The sequence below is a fragment of the Clostridiales bacterium genome, from assembly GCA_025757645.1.
In the GTDB taxonomy this organism is placed as follows: domain Bacteria; phylum Bacillota; class Clostridia; order Oscillospirales; family Oscillospiraceae; genus CAG-103.
On record CP107216.1, the window covers coordinates 404,157 to 423,616 of the forward strand.

At 62.4% G+C, this 19,460-nt stretch carries 17 protein-coding genes; 5 read left to right on the top strand and 12 right to left on the bottom strand.

The annotated features are described in order from the left end of the window. Positions 1-110 precede the first annotated feature (110 nt). The 6 genes from galE to OGM61_01955 form a co-directional block, all read right to left on the bottom strand. Positions 111-1,130 carry a UDP-glucose 4-epimerase GalE gene (gene galE / locus OGM61_01930; GenBank protein ID UYI84850.1) on the bottom strand — a complete coding sequence of 340 codons (1,020 nt, stop codon included), beginning with the start codon at positions 1,128-1,130 and terminating at the stop codon, positions 111-113. A 46-nt stretch (positions 1,131-1,176) separates the two neighbouring features. After that, the gene (locus tag OGM61_01935) at positions 1,177-1,392 is read right to left on the bottom strand and encodes a hypothetical protein (GenBank protein ID UYI84851.1); all 216 of its coding nucleotides are present in this window, start codon (positions 1,390-1,392) and stop codon (positions 1,177-1,179) included. A gap of 242 nt (positions 1,393-1,634) precedes the next feature. Then, positions 1,635-2,171, bottom strand: a complete 537-nt coding sequence (locus OGM61_01940; protein ID UYI84852.1) for an AbrB/MazE/SpoVT family DNA-binding domain-containing protein — start codon at positions 2,169-2,171, stop codon at positions 1,635-1,637. A 190-nt stretch (positions 2,172-2,361) separates the two neighbouring features. Further along, a complete protein-coding gene (locus OGM61_01945; protein UYI84853.1) occupies positions 2,362-3,792 on the bottom strand; it encodes a cytosine permease in 1,431 nt (476 codons plus the stop codon). Positions 3,793-3,795: 3 nt separating this feature from the next. Continuing rightward, entirely contained in the window at positions 3,796-3,990 is a 195-nt protein-coding gene (locus OGM61_01950) for a hypothetical protein (GenBank protein ID UYI84854.1), read from the bottom strand. Further along, positions 3,987-5,777 (bottom strand): phosphotransferase, encoded by a 1,791-nt coding sequence (locus tag OGM61_01955; GenBank protein ID UYI84855.1) that lies wholly within the window; start codon positions 5,775-5,777, stop codon positions 3,987-3,989. The genes OGM61_01950 and OGM61_01955 overlap by 4 nt, the downstream gene beginning before the upstream one ends. A gap of 176 nt (positions 5,778-5,953) precedes the next feature. Between OGM61_01955 and OGM61_01960 the strand changes: the two genes are divergently transcribed. Genes OGM61_01960 through OGM61_01970 form a run of 3 tightly spaced genes read left to right on the top strand, consistent with a single transcriptional unit; the run spans position 5,954 to position 10,630 of the window. Continuing rightward, entirely contained in the window at positions 5,954-6,634 is a 681-nt protein-coding gene (locus OGM61_01960; protein UYI84856.1) for a CPBP family intramembrane metalloprotease, read from the top strand. Beyond that, positions 6,618-7,862 carry a CDP-glycerol glycerophosphotransferase family protein gene (locus tag OGM61_01965; protein ID UYI84857.1) on the top strand — a complete coding sequence of 415 codons (1,245 nt, stop codon included), beginning with the start codon at positions 6,618-6,620 and terminating at the stop codon, positions 7,860-7,862. The genes OGM61_01960 and OGM61_01965 overlap by 17 nt, the downstream gene beginning before the upstream one ends. Continuing rightward, complete coding sequence (locus OGM61_01970) at positions 7,859-10,630, top strand: YidC/Oxa1 family membrane protein insertase (GenBank protein UYI84858.1); 2,772 nt, start codon at positions 7,859-7,861, stop codon at positions 10,628-10,630. Before OGM61_01965 ends, OGM61_01970 begins: the two co-directional genes overlap by 4 nt. Positions 10,631-11,036: 406 nt before the next feature. On the opposite strand, the gene OGM61_01975 is transcribed toward OGM61_01970, so the two are convergent. The 3 genes from OGM61_01975 to OGM61_01985 form a co-directional block, all read right to left on the bottom strand. After that, positions 11,037-11,606 carry a TetR/AcrR family transcriptional regulator C-terminal domain-containing protein gene (locus OGM61_01975; GenBank protein ID UYI84859.1) on the bottom strand — a complete coding sequence of 190 codons (570 nt, stop codon included), beginning with the start codon at positions 11,604-11,606 and terminating at the stop codon, positions 11,037-11,039. A gap of 126 nt (positions 11,607-11,732) precedes the next feature. Further along, on the bottom strand, positions 11,733-13,022 hold the full coding sequence (locus OGM61_01980) for an aminotransferase class V-fold PLP-dependent enzyme (GenBank protein ID UYI84860.1): 1,290 nt from the start codon (positions 13,020-13,022) through the stop codon (positions 11,733-11,735). Between the two features lie 63 nt (positions 13,023-13,085). Then, positions 13,086-14,480: a hypothetical protein gene (locus tag OGM61_01985; protein UYI84861.1), complete on the bottom strand. Its 1,395-nt coding sequence runs from the start codon at positions 14,478-14,480 to the stop codon at positions 13,086-13,088. Positions 14,481-14,684: 204 nt separating this feature from the next. On the opposite strand from OGM61_01985, the gene OGM61_01990 reads away from it, so the two are divergent. Continuing rightward, entirely contained in the window at positions 14,685-15,539 is an 855-nt protein-coding gene (locus tag OGM61_01990; GenBank protein ID UYI84862.1) for a MurR/RpiR family transcriptional regulator, read from the top strand. A gap of 76 nt (positions 15,540-15,615) precedes the next feature. Beyond that, entirely contained in the window at positions 15,616-16,377 is a 762-nt protein-coding gene (locus tag OGM61_01995; GenBank protein ID UYI84863.1) for a 4Fe-4S binding protein, read from the top strand. A gap of 47 nt (positions 16,378-16,424) precedes the next feature. Here the strand turns inward: OGM61_01995 and OGM61_02000 are convergent, their stop codons facing one another. The 3 genes from OGM61_02000 to OGM61_02010 form a co-directional block, all read right to left on the bottom strand. Next, positions 16,425-16,688, bottom strand: coding sequence for a helix-turn-helix domain-containing protein (locus tag OGM61_02000; GenBank protein ID UYI84864.1), 264 nt, complete (start codon positions 16,686-16,688; stop codon positions 16,425-16,427). Positions 16,689-16,805: 117 nt separating this feature from the next. After that, positions 16,806-17,090, bottom strand: a complete 285-nt coding sequence (locus OGM61_02005; GenBank protein UYI84865.1) for a heavy-metal-associated domain-containing protein — start codon at positions 17,088-17,090, stop codon at positions 16,806-16,808. After that, positions 17,072-19,420, bottom strand: a complete 2,349-nt coding sequence (locus OGM61_02010; GenBank protein UYI84866.1) for a heavy metal translocating P-type ATPase — start codon at positions 19,418-19,420, stop codon at positions 17,072-17,074. The genes OGM61_02005 and OGM61_02010 overlap by 19 nt, the downstream gene beginning before the upstream one ends. Between the last annotated feature and the right edge of the window lie 40 nt (positions 19,421-19,460).

Consider the following 19,460-nt stretch of genomic DNA (forward strand, 5'->3'; position numbering starts at 1 on the left):
TGTTGCACATTATGTGAACAGCGCGGCCTCTTCAGGCCGCAAAAAAGCACCGCCCGCAGGCGGCGCAGCGCTGCCCGGGCCGGAAGCTCCGGCCCGGGAACGGTGGTCCGTCAGGCAGTTTCGTAGCCGTTGGGGTTTTGCGTCTGCCAATGCCAGCTGTCGCGGCACATGTCCTCGAGCGAATACTCGGCGTGCCAGCCGAGGATGCGCGCACTCTTGTCCGGGCAGGCGTACACGGTCGGCAGGTCGCCCGCGCGGCGCGGCGCGATCCGGTACGGCACATGCACGTGGTTGGCCGTCTCGAAGGCGTGCACCATCTCGAGCACGCTGTAGCCCTTGCCGGTGCCGAGGTTGAAGATACTCTCGCCCGTGTGCTCCGCCATGTAGGCGATCGCCGCGACGTGACCGCGCGCGAGATCCATGACGTGGATATAGTCGCGCACGCCCGTGCCGTCCGGCGTGTCATAGTCGTCGCCAAAGACGCTCAGGCACTTCAGCCGGCCAATGGCCGTCTGCGAGATATAGGGCATGAGATTGTTCGGCACGCCGCGCGGGTCCTCGCCGATGAGGCCGCTCGGGTGCGCGCCGATGGGGTTGAAGTAGCGCAGCAGCACGACCGACCAGCTCGGGTCGGCCACAACATAGTCGCGCAGGATCTGCTCGCAGACGTACTTCGTCCAGCCATAGGGATTCGTGCAGTTGCCGGTGCGGGACGTCTCGTAGAGCGGCATCTCGTTGTCGCCGGAGTACACCGTCGCCGACGAGGAGAAAATGATCTGCCGGACGCCGTGGTCACGCATCGCCTCGCAGAGCGTGATCGTCGAGCCGAGGTTGTTGTCGTAGTATTCCAGCGGCATCTGCACCGACTCGCCCACGGCCTTGAGGCCCGCGAAATGAATGACGCAGTCGATCTTCTGCTCGGTAAAAATGCGGTCGAGTCCGGCGCGGTCGCGCACGTCCATCTGATAAAATTTCAGCGGCCGGCCCGTGATCTGTTCGACCCGTCTTCCCGCCTCCGCGCTGCTGTTGACGAGATTGTCCACCACGACGACATCCATGCCCTGCTCAAGCAGCTCCACGCACGTGTGGCTGCCGATGTAGCCCATGCCGCCGGTCACCAATACGGTCATGCACCGTACCCCCTTTTGCCTGCTGATGTTCTGCTTTTATTGTACATCACATTCCGACGGAGTTCAACGGTTTTTCCCCTTGCCAGAAATTTACCGGGCGCGTGAATTTCCTGACAATCCCTGAATTTTCAAAAATTCGGTGATTTTGCTTGACTTTCGGGTACTGCTGGGCTAAACTGTTTGTATCATTGGTGATGTCGGGATGTCTGCGTACGCACGGTTTTTTATCCATTTCGCACCCCACCCCATCTCTTTTATCCATTCTTTTCTCTTTTTATCTGATCTCTCTTTACGGATTATCTACCCTTTTTGTTCTCCGCCGCATGGCATATCTCATCCCGTCACAGTGATCGCGACGCGGGCCTGCAGCGTACGGGGCACGTGTCCATATCGGCTGCGCGTGCAGCGAAAGGCCTCCGGGGGCGCCCGGGGGCCTTTTTCATTCCATATCAAAAAAGCGTCAGGGCGCGCATACGCTCTGACGCTTTTTTCTGCTCCGCGCGCTCAGCTCTCCATCTGCTTGCCGAGGAAGCCCGACACAGCCTGCGCGAGCTTGCGCTCCGTCTCGCCGGCGGGGCCGTCGCCGTGCGCGGCCACGAACAGCACGCAGCCGAGCACGTCGCCCTCGGAGAGGATGGGCGCGGCGACGGCGACGGCGTAGCGCTCGTCGGTGTCGACGACCGGCAGCGTGCAGCTGTCGGCCGCATACTGCCCGCGCGTGCTCATGAGCTCTTCAAGCTCGCGGCTGATGCGCCGGTCGAGCAGCTCGCGCTTGCCGCCGCCGGCCACGGCGATGACCGCGTCGCGGTCGCACACGACGGCGATGCTGCCGGTGGTCTTGTGCAGCGCGTCGCAGATCTGCGCGGCGAACTCGGACAGCTCGCCCATGGGGGAATACTTTTTGAAAATGACCTGCCCGTCGGTGTCGGTGTAGATCTCCAACGGGTCGCCCTCGCGGATACGCATGGTGCGGCGGATCTCCTTGGGGATGACCACGCGGCCGAGGTCGTCGATCCGGCGCACGATTCCGGTTGCCTTCATATTCGGAAAACTCCTTTGCTCTGTTTTGCGTTTCGGCAACCCTATTTTCTGCAAAATCCGGTAGTCTATGCAGTCCGTGCCGCTCACGGGCGTTCCAGTTTTTTCTTCAAAAAATGTCTGCCGCGGCGCAAAACGTCCCCGGAGCAGAGCGCATCTGCACCGGGGACGTTTTCGGATCGCTCGGGCCGCCTCAGACGATCTCGAGATCGTCGCGGTCGCGGAGCATGTACTTTTTCAGCGGGGTCAGGCTGGCGAGCCAGTAGAGCAGGCCGCCGCATATGGCATCGAAGCCGCTGCCCGTGAAGATGAGAAACAGCGGGCTCTGGATGCTGCCGGTCAGCGGATTGTACACGAACAGGATCGTGATCAGGCACGAGAGGATGACGCAGCCGATGCCGACCAGGTTGAACCCGCCGGTGAACCGGTACGCATCGTGCCCCTCGATGAAGTAGGCCGCCTTGAGCGACAGCTTCCGCTTTTTCACGACGAGATAGTCCACGACGATCATGCCGATGATCGGCGCCTGAATGAACGCGGCAATGGAGATGAACGCGCCGAAGTGCTCTTCCACGCCGCCCCAGACGGTCAGCGCGCTGACATACACCATGGCGATGAGCACCAGCACCTTATAGCTGACCTTGGGCATGCCGCTCTTGACGATCATGCAGTTGACATAGGAGCCGGTACCCTGCGTGCCGACATTCGCAAACGCGACCAGCAGCAGGCTCAGCAGCGCGAAGCCGGAGCCGCAGAGGTAGGAGAGCATATTCGTAGGATCGCTCTCGTACACGCCGGTGCGCACGAACATCGCCAGCGCCATCACGCCGCCGGCGGCGACGAAAAACGGCGCGACCACGCCGTAGGCCAGCGTTGTGCCCCAGTAGCCGCCGCGCTCGGTCTTGGCCAGACGCGGCAGGACCAGCGCCTGCGTTGACCACGAGAACGCGAACGCCACGTTGCCCTCGGCCGAGATCATGAACGCCTGCAGCGGCGTCATGTCCGCGTCCAGCACCGGCTTGACCGCCACGATCTCACGCAGCGGCACGGCCGTGAAGCACAGCACGACGACGACCACGCCGACCGCCAGCAGCGCCGTGACCAGAAAGCGGTTGGTCCACTTGATGACATTCGGCCCGCCGAGCGCGATGAGCGTGCCGAGCACGACGCACAGGCAGCCCAGTACCGGACTCCAGACGGCCGCGTTGAGCACGAGGCCGAACTTCGCCGCAAGGTTGATCATCGACGAGGAAAACAGGCTCGCCGCGACCGCGTACCAGCCGAAGTTTGCCACGCTGATGATCGTGGACAGCACAGCCACGCCGCGCCGCCCCAGCACCGAGCGCAGCCAGATCCACAGATCAATGCCGTAGCGCGTGGCAAAGATGACGGGCAGGCACTCGATGAACACCCAGACGATGTTGAAGCAGAAAATGTTGATGAGCATTCTGCTGAAGGAGAGGTACTGCGCGACATAGGCGCCCTGCGTATAGCACCACGTAGCGATGGCAAAGCCGCTCGTGGACAAAAACAGATCCAGGAAGGAATACTGCCGGTCGCCCTTGAGCATGGGCACAACGCCCGTAACGGTCTCCTGCCGGATATAGCTTTCTCTGTCTGTCATGGTTCAGCCTCCCAGCATGCAGGTCACGATCAGCACCAGGCTGGCCGCCACGCTGGCGATGATGATGCCGTAATCGACCCGGGTCATTTTCTTGGGGAACTCGTAGGTGTCGGACTGCATGATCTCCAGCCGCCGCTCGGTCTCCTCGTAGATGAGCTGTTCAATCGAGCCCTGCTGGGCCTCTGTCTTCTGTTTCAAGCAAACTCCTCCTCATGGTCATATCGCTCCAGCGTCAGCCGGGCGTATTGCTTTGTGTATTTATACCAGATGTAGAGATACTCGCCGACGTGCTTGGCGCACGCCTCCTGATACAGCCCCCACAAAAACCAGAAGTAGGACGCCATGGCCACATAGCCGATGTAGTGGCGCAGCTCCGCCCCCGTGGGCGCGTGGCCGAGATAGCGTGCGATCACCTGCTCCGCCTCCTCGGGCGTGTAGTCCGAGCAGGCGATAAATGTGCCGATGTCGCAGCCAGGGTCGGCCATGCCGGCATATTCCCAGTCGATCAGGTACATCTTCCCCTGCTTGTCGATCAGGAAGTTTGGGTTATAGCTGTCGCAGTGGCAGGCGCACAGGGGGACCGCGTCGCCCTTCAGGCGCTCGTGCAGCGCGCACATCGTCTCGTGCAGCTCCTGCATGCCGGTAAAGTCGGAGACGTCCGTCCCCTGCAGCCGGTCGAGAAAGCCGTTGATCTTCTCCCAGATGTCAAACCGGCCGTCGAGCTGTATGCCGCTCGTGTGCAGGCGGCGCAGCATACGCAGCGCCGTGTCGACCTGCTCGGTGTTGTGATAGTCCAGAATGGCCGCGTCCTCGATATAGTGCGAGATCTTCCAGCCCTTGGCCGCGTCGATGTAGAGAAACGTGTCGTCGAGCCCCAGCGCCTTGGCCACCTCCAGCGCCCGCGCCTCGGCCGGGCGGTCGATGTAAGCCTCCGTGCCCGCACCGGGGTGGCGGTACACGTAGTCCCGGCCGTTGCACGTGAACTTGAACGACAGGTTCGTCAGCCCCGTCTTGATCGGGATGATGCCGTGGATGCTGTCCGGTGTGCAGTGGAGCACGGCGCAGATGTTGTCGAAAATGTACGAGTCGGTATTGGTGACATAGGCGCTGTCAAACGCCCGCAGCTCATCGAGCGAGTCGAACTCATGGATGCCGCCGGGATATTTGCGGATGTACATCTCCAGCTCGCGGATGTGCCGGGCGTACAGATCCTCCCAGAGCCCCGCCCGGGTGACCGGGCTGTCATACTCCCGCTCGAGGATCTGCGTAAATTTCTCGCTGAAGCTGCGGTCGAAATAGGCGTGTCCGATCATGTACCACGCGTCGCTCCCGCCGACCTGCACGCCTGTGATGCGGCCCTTGCGGTTCGTGACCATGCAGTACTCGTCCGTTTTGCCTGCGCTGTAGAGCGACGCGTAATACGCCTGATACACATAGGGCTCAAACGGGTTTTGCTCAAAGTAGTTGTCCGAGGAGCAGATGAAGGTGTTTTTCAGCCGGTCGCGGACGAGCATGAGCGTGGAGGGGTTGTTGTAGCGGTGGTAATCCTCGTTGATGACGATCTTCACATGGAAGCGGTCCTCGAGGTAAAACAGCTTTTCCTTCATATAGCCGACCACGACCGTGATGTCGTCGATGCCCGCCGCCTGCAGCTGGCGGATCTCGCGCTCGATGAGCACCTCGCCCTTCACCTTCAGCAGGGCCTTCGGCTTTTCATACGACAGGGGGGCAAAGCGCGAGCTCATGCCCGCCGCCATGATAACGGCGTTGTCCACCCGGTACGGCGCAAGCGCTGCACGGCCCGCATCCGTGATGCGGTTCGTCCCGTCGAGATAGCCCATGGCGTCCAGCTGCTTGACCAGCCCGTTCACGGTGCCGAGTGCTTTGCCGGTGCCCTGCGCGATGGCGCGCTGCGAAAGCGCCGGCTCGTCCGCGGGACGGACCGCAATGTAGCTGAGCAGCGCAAACTGATTTTTTGTCAACAAGATCGTCAGGCTCCCTTGCGTTCATTTTTTTGATATGCGATGCATATTGTGAACTTATTTTGTCGTTTTGTCAAGTGCACGTAAAAACAATGTCGGAAACATATGCAGATTCCCTTGTGTTTCCGATTTCGACATTATATAATGAAAAAATGCTGTAAAGGATGCGTTTGCTTTTTATGGTCTATCTGGTGCTGATATATGCCCTGGTCTATGCACTGGGCGAGTTTGTTTCCGGCAGGATCGGCCTGCCGCACAGCGTCACCTTCGCGGGGCTGGCGGTCTTTCTCGCGGCGGCGCTGATCCTTTACCGACGCAGATACGGTCTCGGCGCCTGCCGCCGGGGGCGGAAGCGGTGGCCGGGGCTGCTGTTGCTGCTGCTCTGGCCGGCCGGCGATCTGGTGCTGGCCGCCTGCGGCCGCAGCGCCGCCGCGGACGGGTTTTTCGCCTGCGGGATGTACGTCGTGTGCGGCATGGCGGAGGAGCTGGCTTTCCGCGGGTATCTGTGGGAACATACGCAGCGGCTGCGGCCGCTGACGGCGGCCGTGCTCAACGCGGCCGTGTTCGGCGTGTTCCACGCCGTCAATCTCATCGGAGGCGCACCGGGCGCCGTCGGCATACAGGCGGTGTGCGCCGCCTGCACGGGCTTCGCCCTGTGCGGGACGGTCGCCTATTACCGCTCCATCGTGCCGGCGCTGGGCATCCATGCGCTCATCAATCTCTTCGGCGGACTTTTCCCCGCCGATGACCTTCGCGGCGCCGGGCTGCTCGTGTCCGGGTTCTGTGCCGCCTGCAGCGTGCTCGCCGGGCTGTGGATGCTACGGGCAGAGGAGAACGGAAAACATGAAACTGTACATTGATCCCGGCACGGGCAGCATGCTCTTTGCCATTCTGATCGGCATCATCGGCGCACTGAACTTTGCGCTGCGGGGCTGGATCATCAAGCTGCGCTTTCTCCTGAGCGGCGGGGAAAAGACCGCCGTCGACCAGGAAAAGCACCCGCTGGCCGTCTTCGTGGACGACAAGCGCTACTGGAACGTGATGGAGCCCGTGTGCCGCGAGCTGGACCGGCGCGGGCTGGACGTCGCGTATCTGACGGCCTCGCCCGACGATCCGGCGCTGCAAAACCCCTACGCGCACGTGCACGCGGAGTTTCTCGGCGAGGGCAACAAGGCCTTTGCCAAGCTCAACTTCCTGCGCGCGAACGTGCTGCTGTCCACCACGCCGGGGCTGGACGTCTACCAGTGGAAGCGCTCGCCGGGCGTGGACTACTATGTGCACATCCTGCACGCGGCCAACGAGGTCGCCGGCTACCGGATGTTCGGCATCGACTATTACGATACGGTCTTCGTCTCCGGCGACTATCAGATCCGCGACCTGCGCGCGCTCGAGGCGCTGCGCGGCCTGCCCGCCAAGGAGGTCGTGAAGATCGGCATCCCCTACATGGACGAGATGAAGCGGCGGCTGGACGCCGCCGGCCCCATCGCACCGCACAGGACGACGGTGCTCATCGCGCCGTCCTGGGGGCCGAGCGCGATCTTCAGCAAATACGGCGGCAAGATCATCGACAAGCTGCTCGCCGGCGGCTACCATGTCATCATCCGCCCGCACCCCCAGTCGTACAAGTCGGAAAAGGACATGATCGACAAGCTCATGGCCGCCTACCCGGACTCGGAGGATCTGGAGTGGAACCGCGACAACGATAACTTCGACGTGCTCCGGCGCGCCGATCTGCTCGTCTCCGATTTCTCCGGCGTCATCTTCGATTTCACGCTGGTCTTTGACAAGCCCGTCATCTACGCGGACACGAAGTTTGACAAGAGCCCCTACGACTGCTGGTGGCTCGACACGCCGTACTGGACGTTCGAGATCCTGCCGCAGATCGGCCAGCAGCTCACCGAGGACAACTTCGACACGCTCGGCGACATGGTGCAGCAGTGCCTGACCGACCCGAAATACGCCCAGGGCCGCGACACGGCAAGAGCGCAGACCTGGGTCTATCCGGGCAAGGGCGCCGTGCGCGCTGCGGACTATCTCGAGCAGAAGATGAAGGAACTTACCGCAACGCATGAGGAGAAAGAACCGTGACATTTTTTCAGATACTGGATTCCCTGCTGCTGCAGCCGCTGCAGCTTTTGTTTGAGGTCGTCTATGTCAACGCCAACCGCGTGATCGGCAACCCCGGCCTGTCCATCATCGTGCTGAGCCTGGTCATGAACTTTCTGGTGCTGCCGCTCTACATGCGGGCCGACGCGCTGCAGGAAGAGGAGCGCGACATGGAGGCCCGCCTGCACCGCGGCGTGACGCACATCAAAAAGACGTTCCGCGGCGACGAGAAGATGATGATCCTGCAGACCTACTACCGCCAGAACCACTATAAGCCCACGTATGTTCTGCGCAGTGCGGTGTCGCTGTTTCTGGAGATCCCGTTTTTCATCGCCGCCTACCGCTTCCTGTCCGGGCTGGAGCTCATCAAGGGCGTGTCCTTCGGGCCGATCGCCGACCTCGGCGCCGCCGACGGGCTGATCGCCATCGCCGGCGTGCACATCAACCTCCTGCCCATCATCATGACGGCGGTCAACCTCGTCTCGTGCATCATCTTCACGAAGGGCGCAACGCCCAAGACGAAGATCCAGCTGTACGTGATGGCGGTGTTCTTCCTGTTTTTCCTGTACACCTCCCCCGCCGGTCTGGTGTTTTACTGGACGCTCAACAACATCTTCTCCCTCATCAAGACCATCTTCTACAAGCTCAAGCATCCGGGGCGGGTGCTCAAGATCCTGGCCGCCGTCTCCGGTGCGGCGCTGCTGGCGCTCGGTCTCGTGCGCTATTCCTTCTCCGAGCGGCCGGTCGTCAAGGCCGCGCTGCTGCTTCTGGGCGCGGCGCTGATGCTGCCCCTGATCGTGGGGCTGATCCGCACGAAGAAGCCCGCCGCCGGCAAGCCCGCCGCCAAGCCGAACGCAAAGATCTTCTTTGGCTGCGCCGCGTTCCTGGCGCTGTTCATCGGCGGATACATTCCGGCGTCCGTCATCTCGTCGTCCGCGCAGGAATTCGTGAACGTGCAGATGTACTACAGCCCGATCTGGTTTGTCATCAACAGCCTGTGCCTCGCCATCGGCACCTTTGTCATCTGGTTCGGCATCTTCTACTGGCTGGCCAGCCCGAAGGGCAAGGTCGCCTTTGAGAAGGTTTTGTGGATGCTCGTCGGCGTCGCCATCGTGGATTTCATGTTCTTCGGCAAGTACCTCGGTGTGCTCTCGTCCACGCTCAGCTTTGAGGGCGGCATGCAGTTTGCGCCGGCCGAGCTCTGGGGCAACCTGCTCGCAATCGCGGCCACCGCCGGTGTCATGTATCTGGTCTATCGACGGTGGAGCAAGCATGTATTCAAGGCAGCGCTCGCGTTCGTTCTGGCCATTGCCATCATGCTGCCGATCAATATCGGCAGCATCCACTCGCAGATCAAGAGCATCCGCCAGACGATGGAAGAGAGCGGCGGTGTGCCGGAATACACCATGAGCAAGACCGGCAAAAACGTCATCGTGCTCATGCTCGACCGCGCCGTGGGCGCATTCCTGCCGTATATTTTCAACGAAAAACCGGAGCTCCAGGCACAGTTCGACGGCTTCACCGCTTATACGAACGTCGTCTCCACCGGCGCTTTCACGAACATGGGCACGCCCGCGCTCATGGGTGGATACGAATACACGGTCGACCAGATCAACCTGCGCAAAGATGAAAAGCTGGTCGACAAGCACAACGAGGCGCTCAAGATGATGCCGGTCCTGTTTGACCAGAACGACTTTGACGTCACGGTCTTCGACCCCATCTACGCCAACTACCAGTGGGTGCCCGACCTGTCCGTCTTCTCCGATTACCCGGACATTCACCGCTATATCACCTTCGGCGCCTTTGAATCGGACATGAGCCCGAAAAACTGGGTCAGCGCGAATATGCGCAATTTCTTCGGTTACAGTCTCATGAAGGTGTGCCCCGTCGCTGCGCAGTCCATCCTCTATGACAACGGCAACTATAACCGCAGCAGCGTGCAGACGGAGGAGGAGGAAAATTTCGTCGAGCAGACGATCACCAGCCCCCACACCGCCACCGGTATGGACGCCACGTTCCTCAAGGGCTACCATGCACTGACCCATCTCCCGACGATCACGCAGACCACCAAGAGCGGGGACAACACGTTCCTGTTCATGACCAACGACACCACGCACTCCCCCGTGCTGCTGCAGGAGCCGGATTATTCCGTTGCCGGCACCATTGATAACACGGAGTATGACAAAACGCACGCGGACCGTTTCACCGTTGACGGCAAGTCGATCACCATGGAGGAGGATGTCCAGTTTGCGCACTATGACCCCAACGTGGCCTCGCTGATGCAGCTCGGCAAATGGTTTGACTATATGCGCGAAAACGGCGTGTACGATAACACGCGCATCATCCTCGTCGCAGATCACGGACGCGGCCTGTACCTCAATTGGGATCGCGTTATCGACAACGGCCCCGATACGGACTTTTTCTTCCCCCTGCTGATGGTCAAGGACTTCAATGCCAAGGGCTTCTCGTTCTCGGACACGTTCATGACCACGGCCGACGTGCCGACACTGGCGACAAGCGGGCTGATCGACAACCCGACGAACCCCTTCACCGGCAACGCCATCAATGCAAACGCCAAATATGACCGGCCGTTTTATGCATTCATGTCCTACGATTGGGACACTTCCAAAAACAACGGCAACCAGTTCTTCCCCGGCACATGGTACCGGGTTGACAATCAGAATGCGCGCGACAAGCGCAACTGGGTCATGGTCGGTGAGAACACCGTCCTGCCGGACGCCCTGCGCTGACCCCGCCGCGCCCATGCGGCGCGTGGATTGGAATTCGGACATAAAGCCTTTCTTGGTCGCTGCGGCCTGGTCGCACCCCGCACGGGGTGCGCGGATTGAAATTCGATCATCGTGCAGGGCTTCTCTTTCCAAATCATCGCGCCCCGCGCAGAACGCCCCCAACGGCAGACGCCCCGGACTGCAAATGCAGTCCGGGGCGTTCATATAAAAGGAAGGCATGCTCTGCCGAAAGAACGAGATCGGAAGCGCGCGGACACCGTCGCGCAACGGGAGAAGAGGTACCGTGAAAGATCGAAAAGAGACCTCTGGGCCTGCACGCTTCCAAATGAGGGGGTATGTTCAGCATAGAACAAATTACGCCACAAGGAAAGCCACGGAACCGCAGTTTCGTGGCTTTTTGCCTCACTTATGCGTTTTTGTGGTCTAATGTGTGCTCCCACGCATCGCCGAGCTCCTTCCACCGGCCCATGATATCCTTCCACAGGTGCAGCGCCCAGGGCGCAAACACCTCCGGCGGCGGGCAATCCGGCCGGCTGAGCCAGTTTTGAATAATATCCATGACCACATCCGACATCTTCCCGGACATGAACGCCTCGTTCTGCGGATCGGAAAAGAGGTCGGAAAAGTCCGCCTGCAGGTACGGCCGCAGCCGGGCGCAGAGAAAGTCGTGGAACGAATTCTGCCCCGTGAACGTGAGCGCGCGGGCATAAAACGCGCGGTCGGCATACAGATACGTGCACACGCGCCCGAAGAGGTCGAACAGGCCCGGCTCATCGTCGCCGATGGCCTTCTGAAAGCCCTTGTCGTAGATCCACGTCACGAGCTGGTACTTGTCCGTAAAGTGCCGGTAGAACGTGCGGCGGTTGATCTCCGCGGCCGCGCACAGATCGGTCACGGTGATGTCCGCGAAGTCGCGCCGGAGCATGAGCTCCTTGAGACTCTCGGCGAGCACTTTTTTCGTTGCGGATTCGCGCATGGCGGCCGCCCCCTTCCGATATTGCTGCCGCCAGTATAGCGCACACATGGCAAAACTGCAACAGACCCTGCCGCGGATGCGGCAGGGTCTGTGCATAAGGGAAAAAGAAGGGAGGGGAAAGAATGATCACTTTGCAAATGCCTGCGCGAGCTCCTGAGTGACGCGCAGATACGTCTCGATGTCCGCGACGGTGTGGCAGTGCAGCGGCGAGACGCGGATCGCACCCGTGAGGCCGACAGCCTCGACGATGCGCTTGGAATACACGCTGGTGTTGACGCGCTCAAAGGTCGTGACGCCGCGCTTCTGGTACTCCTCGACGCAGCGGGTCATGTCCAGCCCGTCGATGCCCATGGCAACGATCAGGTCGCGGTGCGTGAGATCCTCGGTGTCAACATACACGTGTACGCCGGGGATGTGGCGCAGACCGGGCACGTTCTGCGTGCCCTCGAGCATGGTGTGCAGCAGCGCGCGCTCCTGCAGGTGGATGTGCTCCATGCCGGTCACGAACAGCGTGCGACGGTCGTCCGACTGGATGAAGTGGCCGCCGAGCCAGCAGACATAGTCCACCACGGCGCTCATGGCCGCGAAGTTGCCGGGCGTGGGCGAGCCGAGCTCCCAGACGTCGGCCGGGCGCTGCAAGACCTTGCGGTGCGGCAGCTTGGCCACGCGATCGGACACGTAGCCGTAGCCCATACCGCGGGTGCCGAAGAATTTATAGGGTGCAAACGTCGCGCCGTCGACGCCGAGGGCGTCCACGTCGAGCACGGCGTGCGGCGCGTGCTGCACGGCGTCGGTGACGATGTAGATATCGGGGTTGATCTCGCGCGCAGCCTTGACGATACCGGCCATGTCCATAATGCTGCCGGTGATGTTCGAGGCATACATGATGCTCAGCAGGCAGGTATCCGGCGAGACGACGCGGCGGATTTCCTCGACGTCGATGCCGCCGGTCTTCGGGTTCGCCTGCGCGACGCGAAATTCCTTGCCGGTCTTGTCGCAGTAGTATTTCACCGCGTCATATGCCGACGGGTGCTCGAGCACGGACGTGACCGCGCTCTTGCCGGGGCAGTTTTCCAGGATGGCGCCGACGATCTGGAACATCGCCTGCGAGGCAGTCATCTCCGAGATGAGCGCGCCGCCCGATGCGCCGAAAACGATGTGCATAATGTCGTCGATGCCGTGCAGCTGCACTTTTTTGAGCGCGCGGGAACGATCGTGCAGCCGCTCCGGGCAGTCCGGGAACGCCTGGTACTTTGCCTGCGCCTCGACGGACGCCTTCAGGCGCAGCGAACCGCCGGAATTTTCAAAGAACAGGCGCTGGCCGAATTCCGGATCCGCATCCACATAGTAAAAGCGATCCTTGATCTCCGCCGACAGTGCAGGATCAAACAGCAGACCTTCGTTGAGATTTTGCATGGTTTTCTCCTTCCAAATGTAACAATCTGAGCGGGGGCGGCGCGGCGGCCGCACCCGAAATCGTCATTTCTCTTCCGCAGCCGGGGTCTCGGGCGCGGCGGCGGTGCCCTTTTCAAAGTGGCGGCCGATGCCGGTGATCGCACTGAGCAGGAACAGCAGGATCAGCAGCCAGCTGTGGAAGTTATATGGCACGCAATCCAAAAACGAGAACGACTCCGAGACGACACCGCTCGCGATCGCGAGGCTGACGGCGTTGAGGCCGACGGGGTTGTACGGCACGATGCCGGCAAGGCCGGTCGCAATGCCGTCCATGAGGTTCGAGCCGCGGGTGCGCTCGATGTTGTGCGTCTGCAGGAGCTTGCGCACGACCGGGCCGACGAACAGGATCGAGATGGACGCAGCGCCGATGGCCACGCTGCCGATGACGCTCAGCAGGATGGTGACGAGCTCGGCCTGACGCGGGGTCTTGCTGGCGTTGTTGAGCTTTTCGAGCAGCATGTCAAACACGCCGCTGCGCTTGAGCATCTCGAGCAGCGCGAACATGAAGAAGCTGAAGCAGATGACATTGAGCATGCCGGTCAGGCCGGCGCCGATGGGGCCGGTGGCCGAAAACAGCGTCGGCACGTCGAGGAAACCGAACACCAGGCACAGCACAAAGCCGACCAGATCGCAGACGATGAGCGTGCTGATGAGGTTCCAGCCACGGAGCATCAGGATGATCATGATGACCGGGATGACGAGCATGACGAGCGTCTTGGCATAGGCGGGGTCGATGACGTCCGGCAGCGTGACGGACGTGGACGTCTTGATACCGACGATGATGAACAGCACGGCGGAAATGACGCCGGCGATCAGCGAATACGGCAGACGGGTGCGCACGACGTCGCGCACTTCCGCGTCCTGCGTGAGCGCGGAGGCGATGGTCGTGTCGGAAATGGGGGCGAGGTTATCGCCGAAGATCGCGCCGCTGACGATGGCGCCGACCACGACGGAGGGATTCGCACCGACGGTCGCCGCGACGGGCAGCAGCACCGGCAGCACGGCGACGATGGCACCGTTGGACGTGCCGCAGGCCGTCGAGATCAGCAGGCAGACGAGAAACGCCACCAGCGGCAGGAAGCCCGCGCTCAGGCCGAGCTTCATCACAAGCCAGGTCAGGCCCTGAATGAGGCCGCTCTGGCGCAGCTCCTGCGACAGGATGCCGGCCAGCAGGAACGCGAAGATAATGACACACAGCGTGTCGTTTTTCAGGCCGTCCACGACCGCCTGTTCAAATTCCTTTTTGTTTTTTGCCAGCAGGAATGCCACACACAGTCCGGCGAAACCTGCCATGCAGAACAACACCAGGGACACTTTCTTCATCGCGGCGATCACGATCATGAGGCACATGAAGACCAGCAGCGGCGCACACGCGCCGAGCGTGCCCCCGTAAAATTGCATACGTTTGTTTTTCTCCATTGTGAGGTCCTCCTCTCAAATAATCCAACACCGGTATTGTTGTATGCGGTATTTTTAGCTCTTTTATGCGTAAAAGTCAATTGAATTTTCAATGTTTTTCATGCACTATTGCATTTTCTACAATTTATACAGTATAATGTTGTTGCTACTGCAACATTCGTTGCGGCACTGCTCACAATCCCCAGAAAAAAGGATGGTGTTCCCATGAGCGGTAAACTGGAACAGCGCATTCAAAGCGCGCATTTGACGCGGACGGAAAAAGTCATCGCGGATTATTTTCTCGAGCACAGCGGCTCGCTATATTTTTTAACGGCCAAGGACATCGCGCTTGCGCTCAGCGTGAGCGACACCTCGGTCATCCGCCTGTGCCGCACGCTGGGCTACCGCGGCTTCCGTGAGCTGCAGGAGAGCCTGCGCAGCGAGCTCTCACAGGTCATCGAGCGTGAAAAATACGTCATCCCGCAGCATCAGGTGCCGGACAAATTGCAAAAGTATCAGGACCTGAGCTCGTTTCAGTGCCTGCAGTTCGCCGTAGACTGTCTGCAGGAGACTTACCGCAAGAACGACCCGGAAAAATACGGGCAGATCGTACGCATCCTGCTCGAGAGTGAGCACATCTTTGTCTCCGGCTTCCGCGGTCTGGCAGGGCCGGCGCGGCACCTGGGGACGCTGCTGTCGCAGTATACCCGGCACGTGGAGTATTTCTGCGACGCAGACACCCGCTGCGTAGAAAAGCTGCTCGACTACGGCCCGCACGACTGTGTGATCCTGCTCGGTGCCGAGCGCTACTCGCGCATGACGTGCGTACTGGCCGAGATGGCGCACGACGCCGGCTGCCGACTGATCGTCATCACCGACAAGCTCACCGCGCCCTTCGCCGGCGATGCGGACATCGTGCTTCTCGCCGATCTGTCCAGCCCCTCGCCCACAAACTCCTATATCGGCGTGAACTTTCTCATCGAGGCCATCGCCTTCGAGTTCAGCCGCACGCTCGGCGTATATCCGCAGCAGCGGCTGTCCCGGCTGGACGCTTACCTGTCCGAGCTGCAGCTGTACTGACCGGTGGCCAAAAAGCATTGCAATCGCAGGCATTTTTCGTTACAATAAAGGCAATCTGAAATTGGGAGGCCATGCCATGCATCCGCGCAACCTGCACCTGTATTTCTTCAGCCCCACGGGCGGCACGCAGCGCGTCGCCGGGCTCTTCGCGGAAAATCTGAACGCGGCCGACGCCTGCACCGACATCACCGTGCACGCCGAGGCGAAGACGTTTTCTGCCGACGACTGCCTGCTCGTGTTCTTCCCGGTCTATGGCGGGCGCGTGCCCGGGCCGTGTCTCGCGCGCATGCGCGCCCTGCGCGGGACGGACACTCCGGCCGTGCTCGTGGCCGTGTTCGGCAACCGCGCCGTGGACGACGCTCTGCTCGAAATGCGCGATACGCTCACCCCGCTGGGCTTTCGCGTGATCGCGGCGGCGGAGGTCATCGCGCCGCACTCGGTCAACACGGACATCGCCGCCGGCCGGCCGGACACGTCCGACCGCAGCAAGATCAAAGATTTTTGCACCCGGCTCGCGGCCCGCATCGCCGCCGACGCCCCGGCCGAGATCGCCGTGCCCGGCGATCCGGACTACCGCGCCTACAACGGCCTGCCGCTCAAGCCAACCGGCGGCCTGCGCTGCATCCGCTGCGGCCTGTGCGCGGACAACTGCCCCGCCGGCGCGATCCCGAAGGCCGCGCCGCAGAAGGTGGACAAGCATAAGTGCATCTCCTGTCTGCGCTGCATCCAGATCTGCCCGCAGTCGGCCCGCGGCGTGCCGCTGCCGCTGCGGCTGGCCGCGGCCGCCACGGTGAAAAAATACTGCACCGGGCGCAAGGAGCCGAAATTCTACCTGTAACGGAAAACACCGCCCCGGAAGCGATCTGCTTCCGGGGCGGCGCTTTGTTATCGGGCTTCGGCATCGTCCGCCGTATCCAGCCCCGCGAAGAAGGCGTCATACGGACAGCCGTAGAGCCATTTGAGCGCGAGCAGCACGCGCACGCGCACATTGAGCTCACCCGCCTCGTATTTGGCGTAGGTCGTGCGGCCGATGTCGCAGCCGCGGCGCTGCAGCTCGGCGCACAGCTTCCCCTGCGAGAGGCCGCTGGCGTTGCGCAGGCGGCGCAAATTGTCGCCAAGATCGCGATCCCGCCGTAATTTCTGCTCCATCTTCTCACCACCGCACAGCATTTTCTGACCAATATTGGTTGCAAGCGCTTTTATTTTATGCGGAAGCAGCCGCAAAAGCTGTCCGCAATACTGGTCAAGCGCAAAAAGGTGTGCCCCTCACCCCTCCGGCCTGCGGCCGAGGGCACTTTTGAGCGCGTTGCGCAGCGGGTTCGACCCCGGCGCGCCTTTTTCGCAGGCGGGGTAGCCGCAGTCAGAGAGCACGCGGCGCAGCTCCGCCTCGGTGACGATCTGCGGGTCATAGCGCACGGTCAGCTCCGCGCGCCAGAACGACACCGCCGCGTCGAGCACGCCGCGCGTGTGCAGCAGGTCATCCACAATCCACTCCGGGCACTGGCGGCAGTAGATGCCGCGCACATACGTCGTCAGGACTTTTTCTTCCATGGGAAACGTCTCTCCTTTTTGTCGCTGTCCTTGAGCCGCAGCGAGTGCATGAGCACGCCGATCGAGCTGGCCGACATGGCCGTGGCGCAGATGGACGGATGCAGCACGCCGAGCGCCGCGACCGGGATGCTGACGAGGTTATAAAACAGCGCCCACGTCAGGTTCTGGCGGATGGTGCGGATGGTCGCGCGGGAAATGTCAAACAGCTCCGGCAGCTTTTCCAGATTGCCGGACGGCAGCAGGATGCCCGCCGACTCGATGGCGATGTCCGACCCGCCGCCCATGGCGACCGCGCAGTCCGCCACGGCGAGCGCCGGCGTGTCGTTGATGCCGTCGCCGACCATGCAGACCGTTTTCCCCTGCGCGCGCAGGCGCTCGATGGCGGCGGCCTTCTCGTCGGGCCGCACCTCGGAAAGCACGTGGCCGATGCCGACTTCGGCCGCGATGGCCTCGGCCGTGCGGGCATGATCGCCCGTCATCATCCAGACCTCCTTGCCCGCCGCGCGCAGCTGCGCGACGACGGCGGCCGCCTCGCTCTTGCGCGTGTCGGCGATGCCGAGCGCGCCGAGCACGACGCCGCAGCGCGTGACGCACAGCTCCGTCTTGGCCTGCGCGTGCAGATCCGGCAGCGCGGCAAGCGCAGCCGTGTCGATGCCCAGCTCATGGAGCCACGTCCGGCTGCCGCAGACGACGGCCGCACCTGCGACCGTGCCGCGCACGCCGCGGCCGAGCGCGTAGGAAAAGTCCTCCACCGGCGGCAGCGGCGCGTCGGACTGCTGCTGCGCATACGCCGTGACGGCACGCGCCAGCGGGTGATCCGAGCACTGCTCGAGCGCGGCGGCGAGCCGCACGCCGCTGCACGGGCAGACGTCCGTGAGCGCGGGCGCGCCGTTCGTGAGCGTGCCGGTCTTGTCAAAGACGACACAGTCGGCCTTGTAAGCGTTTTCAAGCTCCGCGCCGCTCTTGAAGAGGATGCCGTGCTCCGCCGCGCGGCCCGAGCCGACCATGAGCCCCGTCGGCGTGGCGAGGCCGAGCGCGCACGGGCACGCGACCGACAGCACGTCGCAGCAGGTGAGCAGCGCGCGCTCAAGGTTGCGCGGCGCAATGCGCCGGTACCAGATGAGGAACGTCAGCGCCGCCGCGCCGATGACGCCCGGCACGAACCAGTGCGCGACCTTGTCGGCAAAGCGCTGCACGGGTGCTTTTTCGCACTGGGCCTGGCGCACGATCTGGATGATCTGCTCGAGCACGGACGCCTTGCCCAGCGCCTCGGCCGAGACGATGGCCGAGCCGGAGCGGTTGAGGCTGCCGCCGATGACCTTGTCGCCGGGCGCTTTGTCCACCGGCATGCTCTCGCCGGTGAGCATGGACTCGTCGACCGCGCACTGACCGCTGACGACCGTGCCGTCGACCGGTACGCGCTCGCCGGGACGGATGCGCACCAGGTCGTGTTCCGCGATCTGGTCGACCGGCAGCTCGACAAACGTGTCCCCGCGCTGCACCATGGCCGTGCGCGGCTGCAGGTGCATGAGCTTGCGGATGGCGGAGTTGGCCTCCCCGGCCGCGACCTGCTCCATATATTTGCCGAAGAGGATGAGCGAGAGCAGCACCCCGTCGGACGCAAAGTAGAGCTTGTAGCTGCGGCGCGGCGTGAACGTCACGTAAGCGCTGTAGAGATAGATGAGCGTGGACGAGAGCGAGACGAGAAAGTCCATGCCGAACGTGCGATTGCGCAGCCCGCGCCACGCGCTCTTGTAAAAATACCGCCCGGGGCCGAACTGCAGCGCCGTCCCGGCCAGAAACTGCAGCTTCGGGTGCATCTCGAGCATGAGCGGCGCCGTGCAGCAGGCCGAGGTCACGAGCGTCTTGAGCAGATCCATGCGCTTTTCCAGCTCCTGATCCGCGTCGCCGCCGCGCAGCTCGCCGGGCGTGACGGCGCAGCCCGCGACCGCGCAGGCCGCGGCGAGATCGCGCCCGTCCACGCCGATGGGCCACAGGTACGCCGTGAGCGTGCCGTCCGCCTGCACGGCCACGCCCTTGACGCCGAACACCGCGCGCAGCGCGGCCGCGGCGGCGGCTGCCGTTTCCGCGTCCGCTTCCGCCGGGAGCAGATCCTGCTCCGCGACCGGCACGCGAAAGCCCGCGCGTTTGACCCGCGCCGCGATCGCGGCGAGATCGGTCACGCGCTCGTCATAGGTGATGAGCGCCGACGCGGCGGTGTAGTTCACCGCCGCGCGCTGCACGCCCGGCAGCTTTTCCAGCGCGCGGTCCAGCCGCGCCACGCACGCGGCGCACTCCATGTCCAGAATCCTCAGCGAGATGTCTTTCATTTGCTTCGCCCCCAAGCCAAAAGGGGAACGCGCAGCCGGC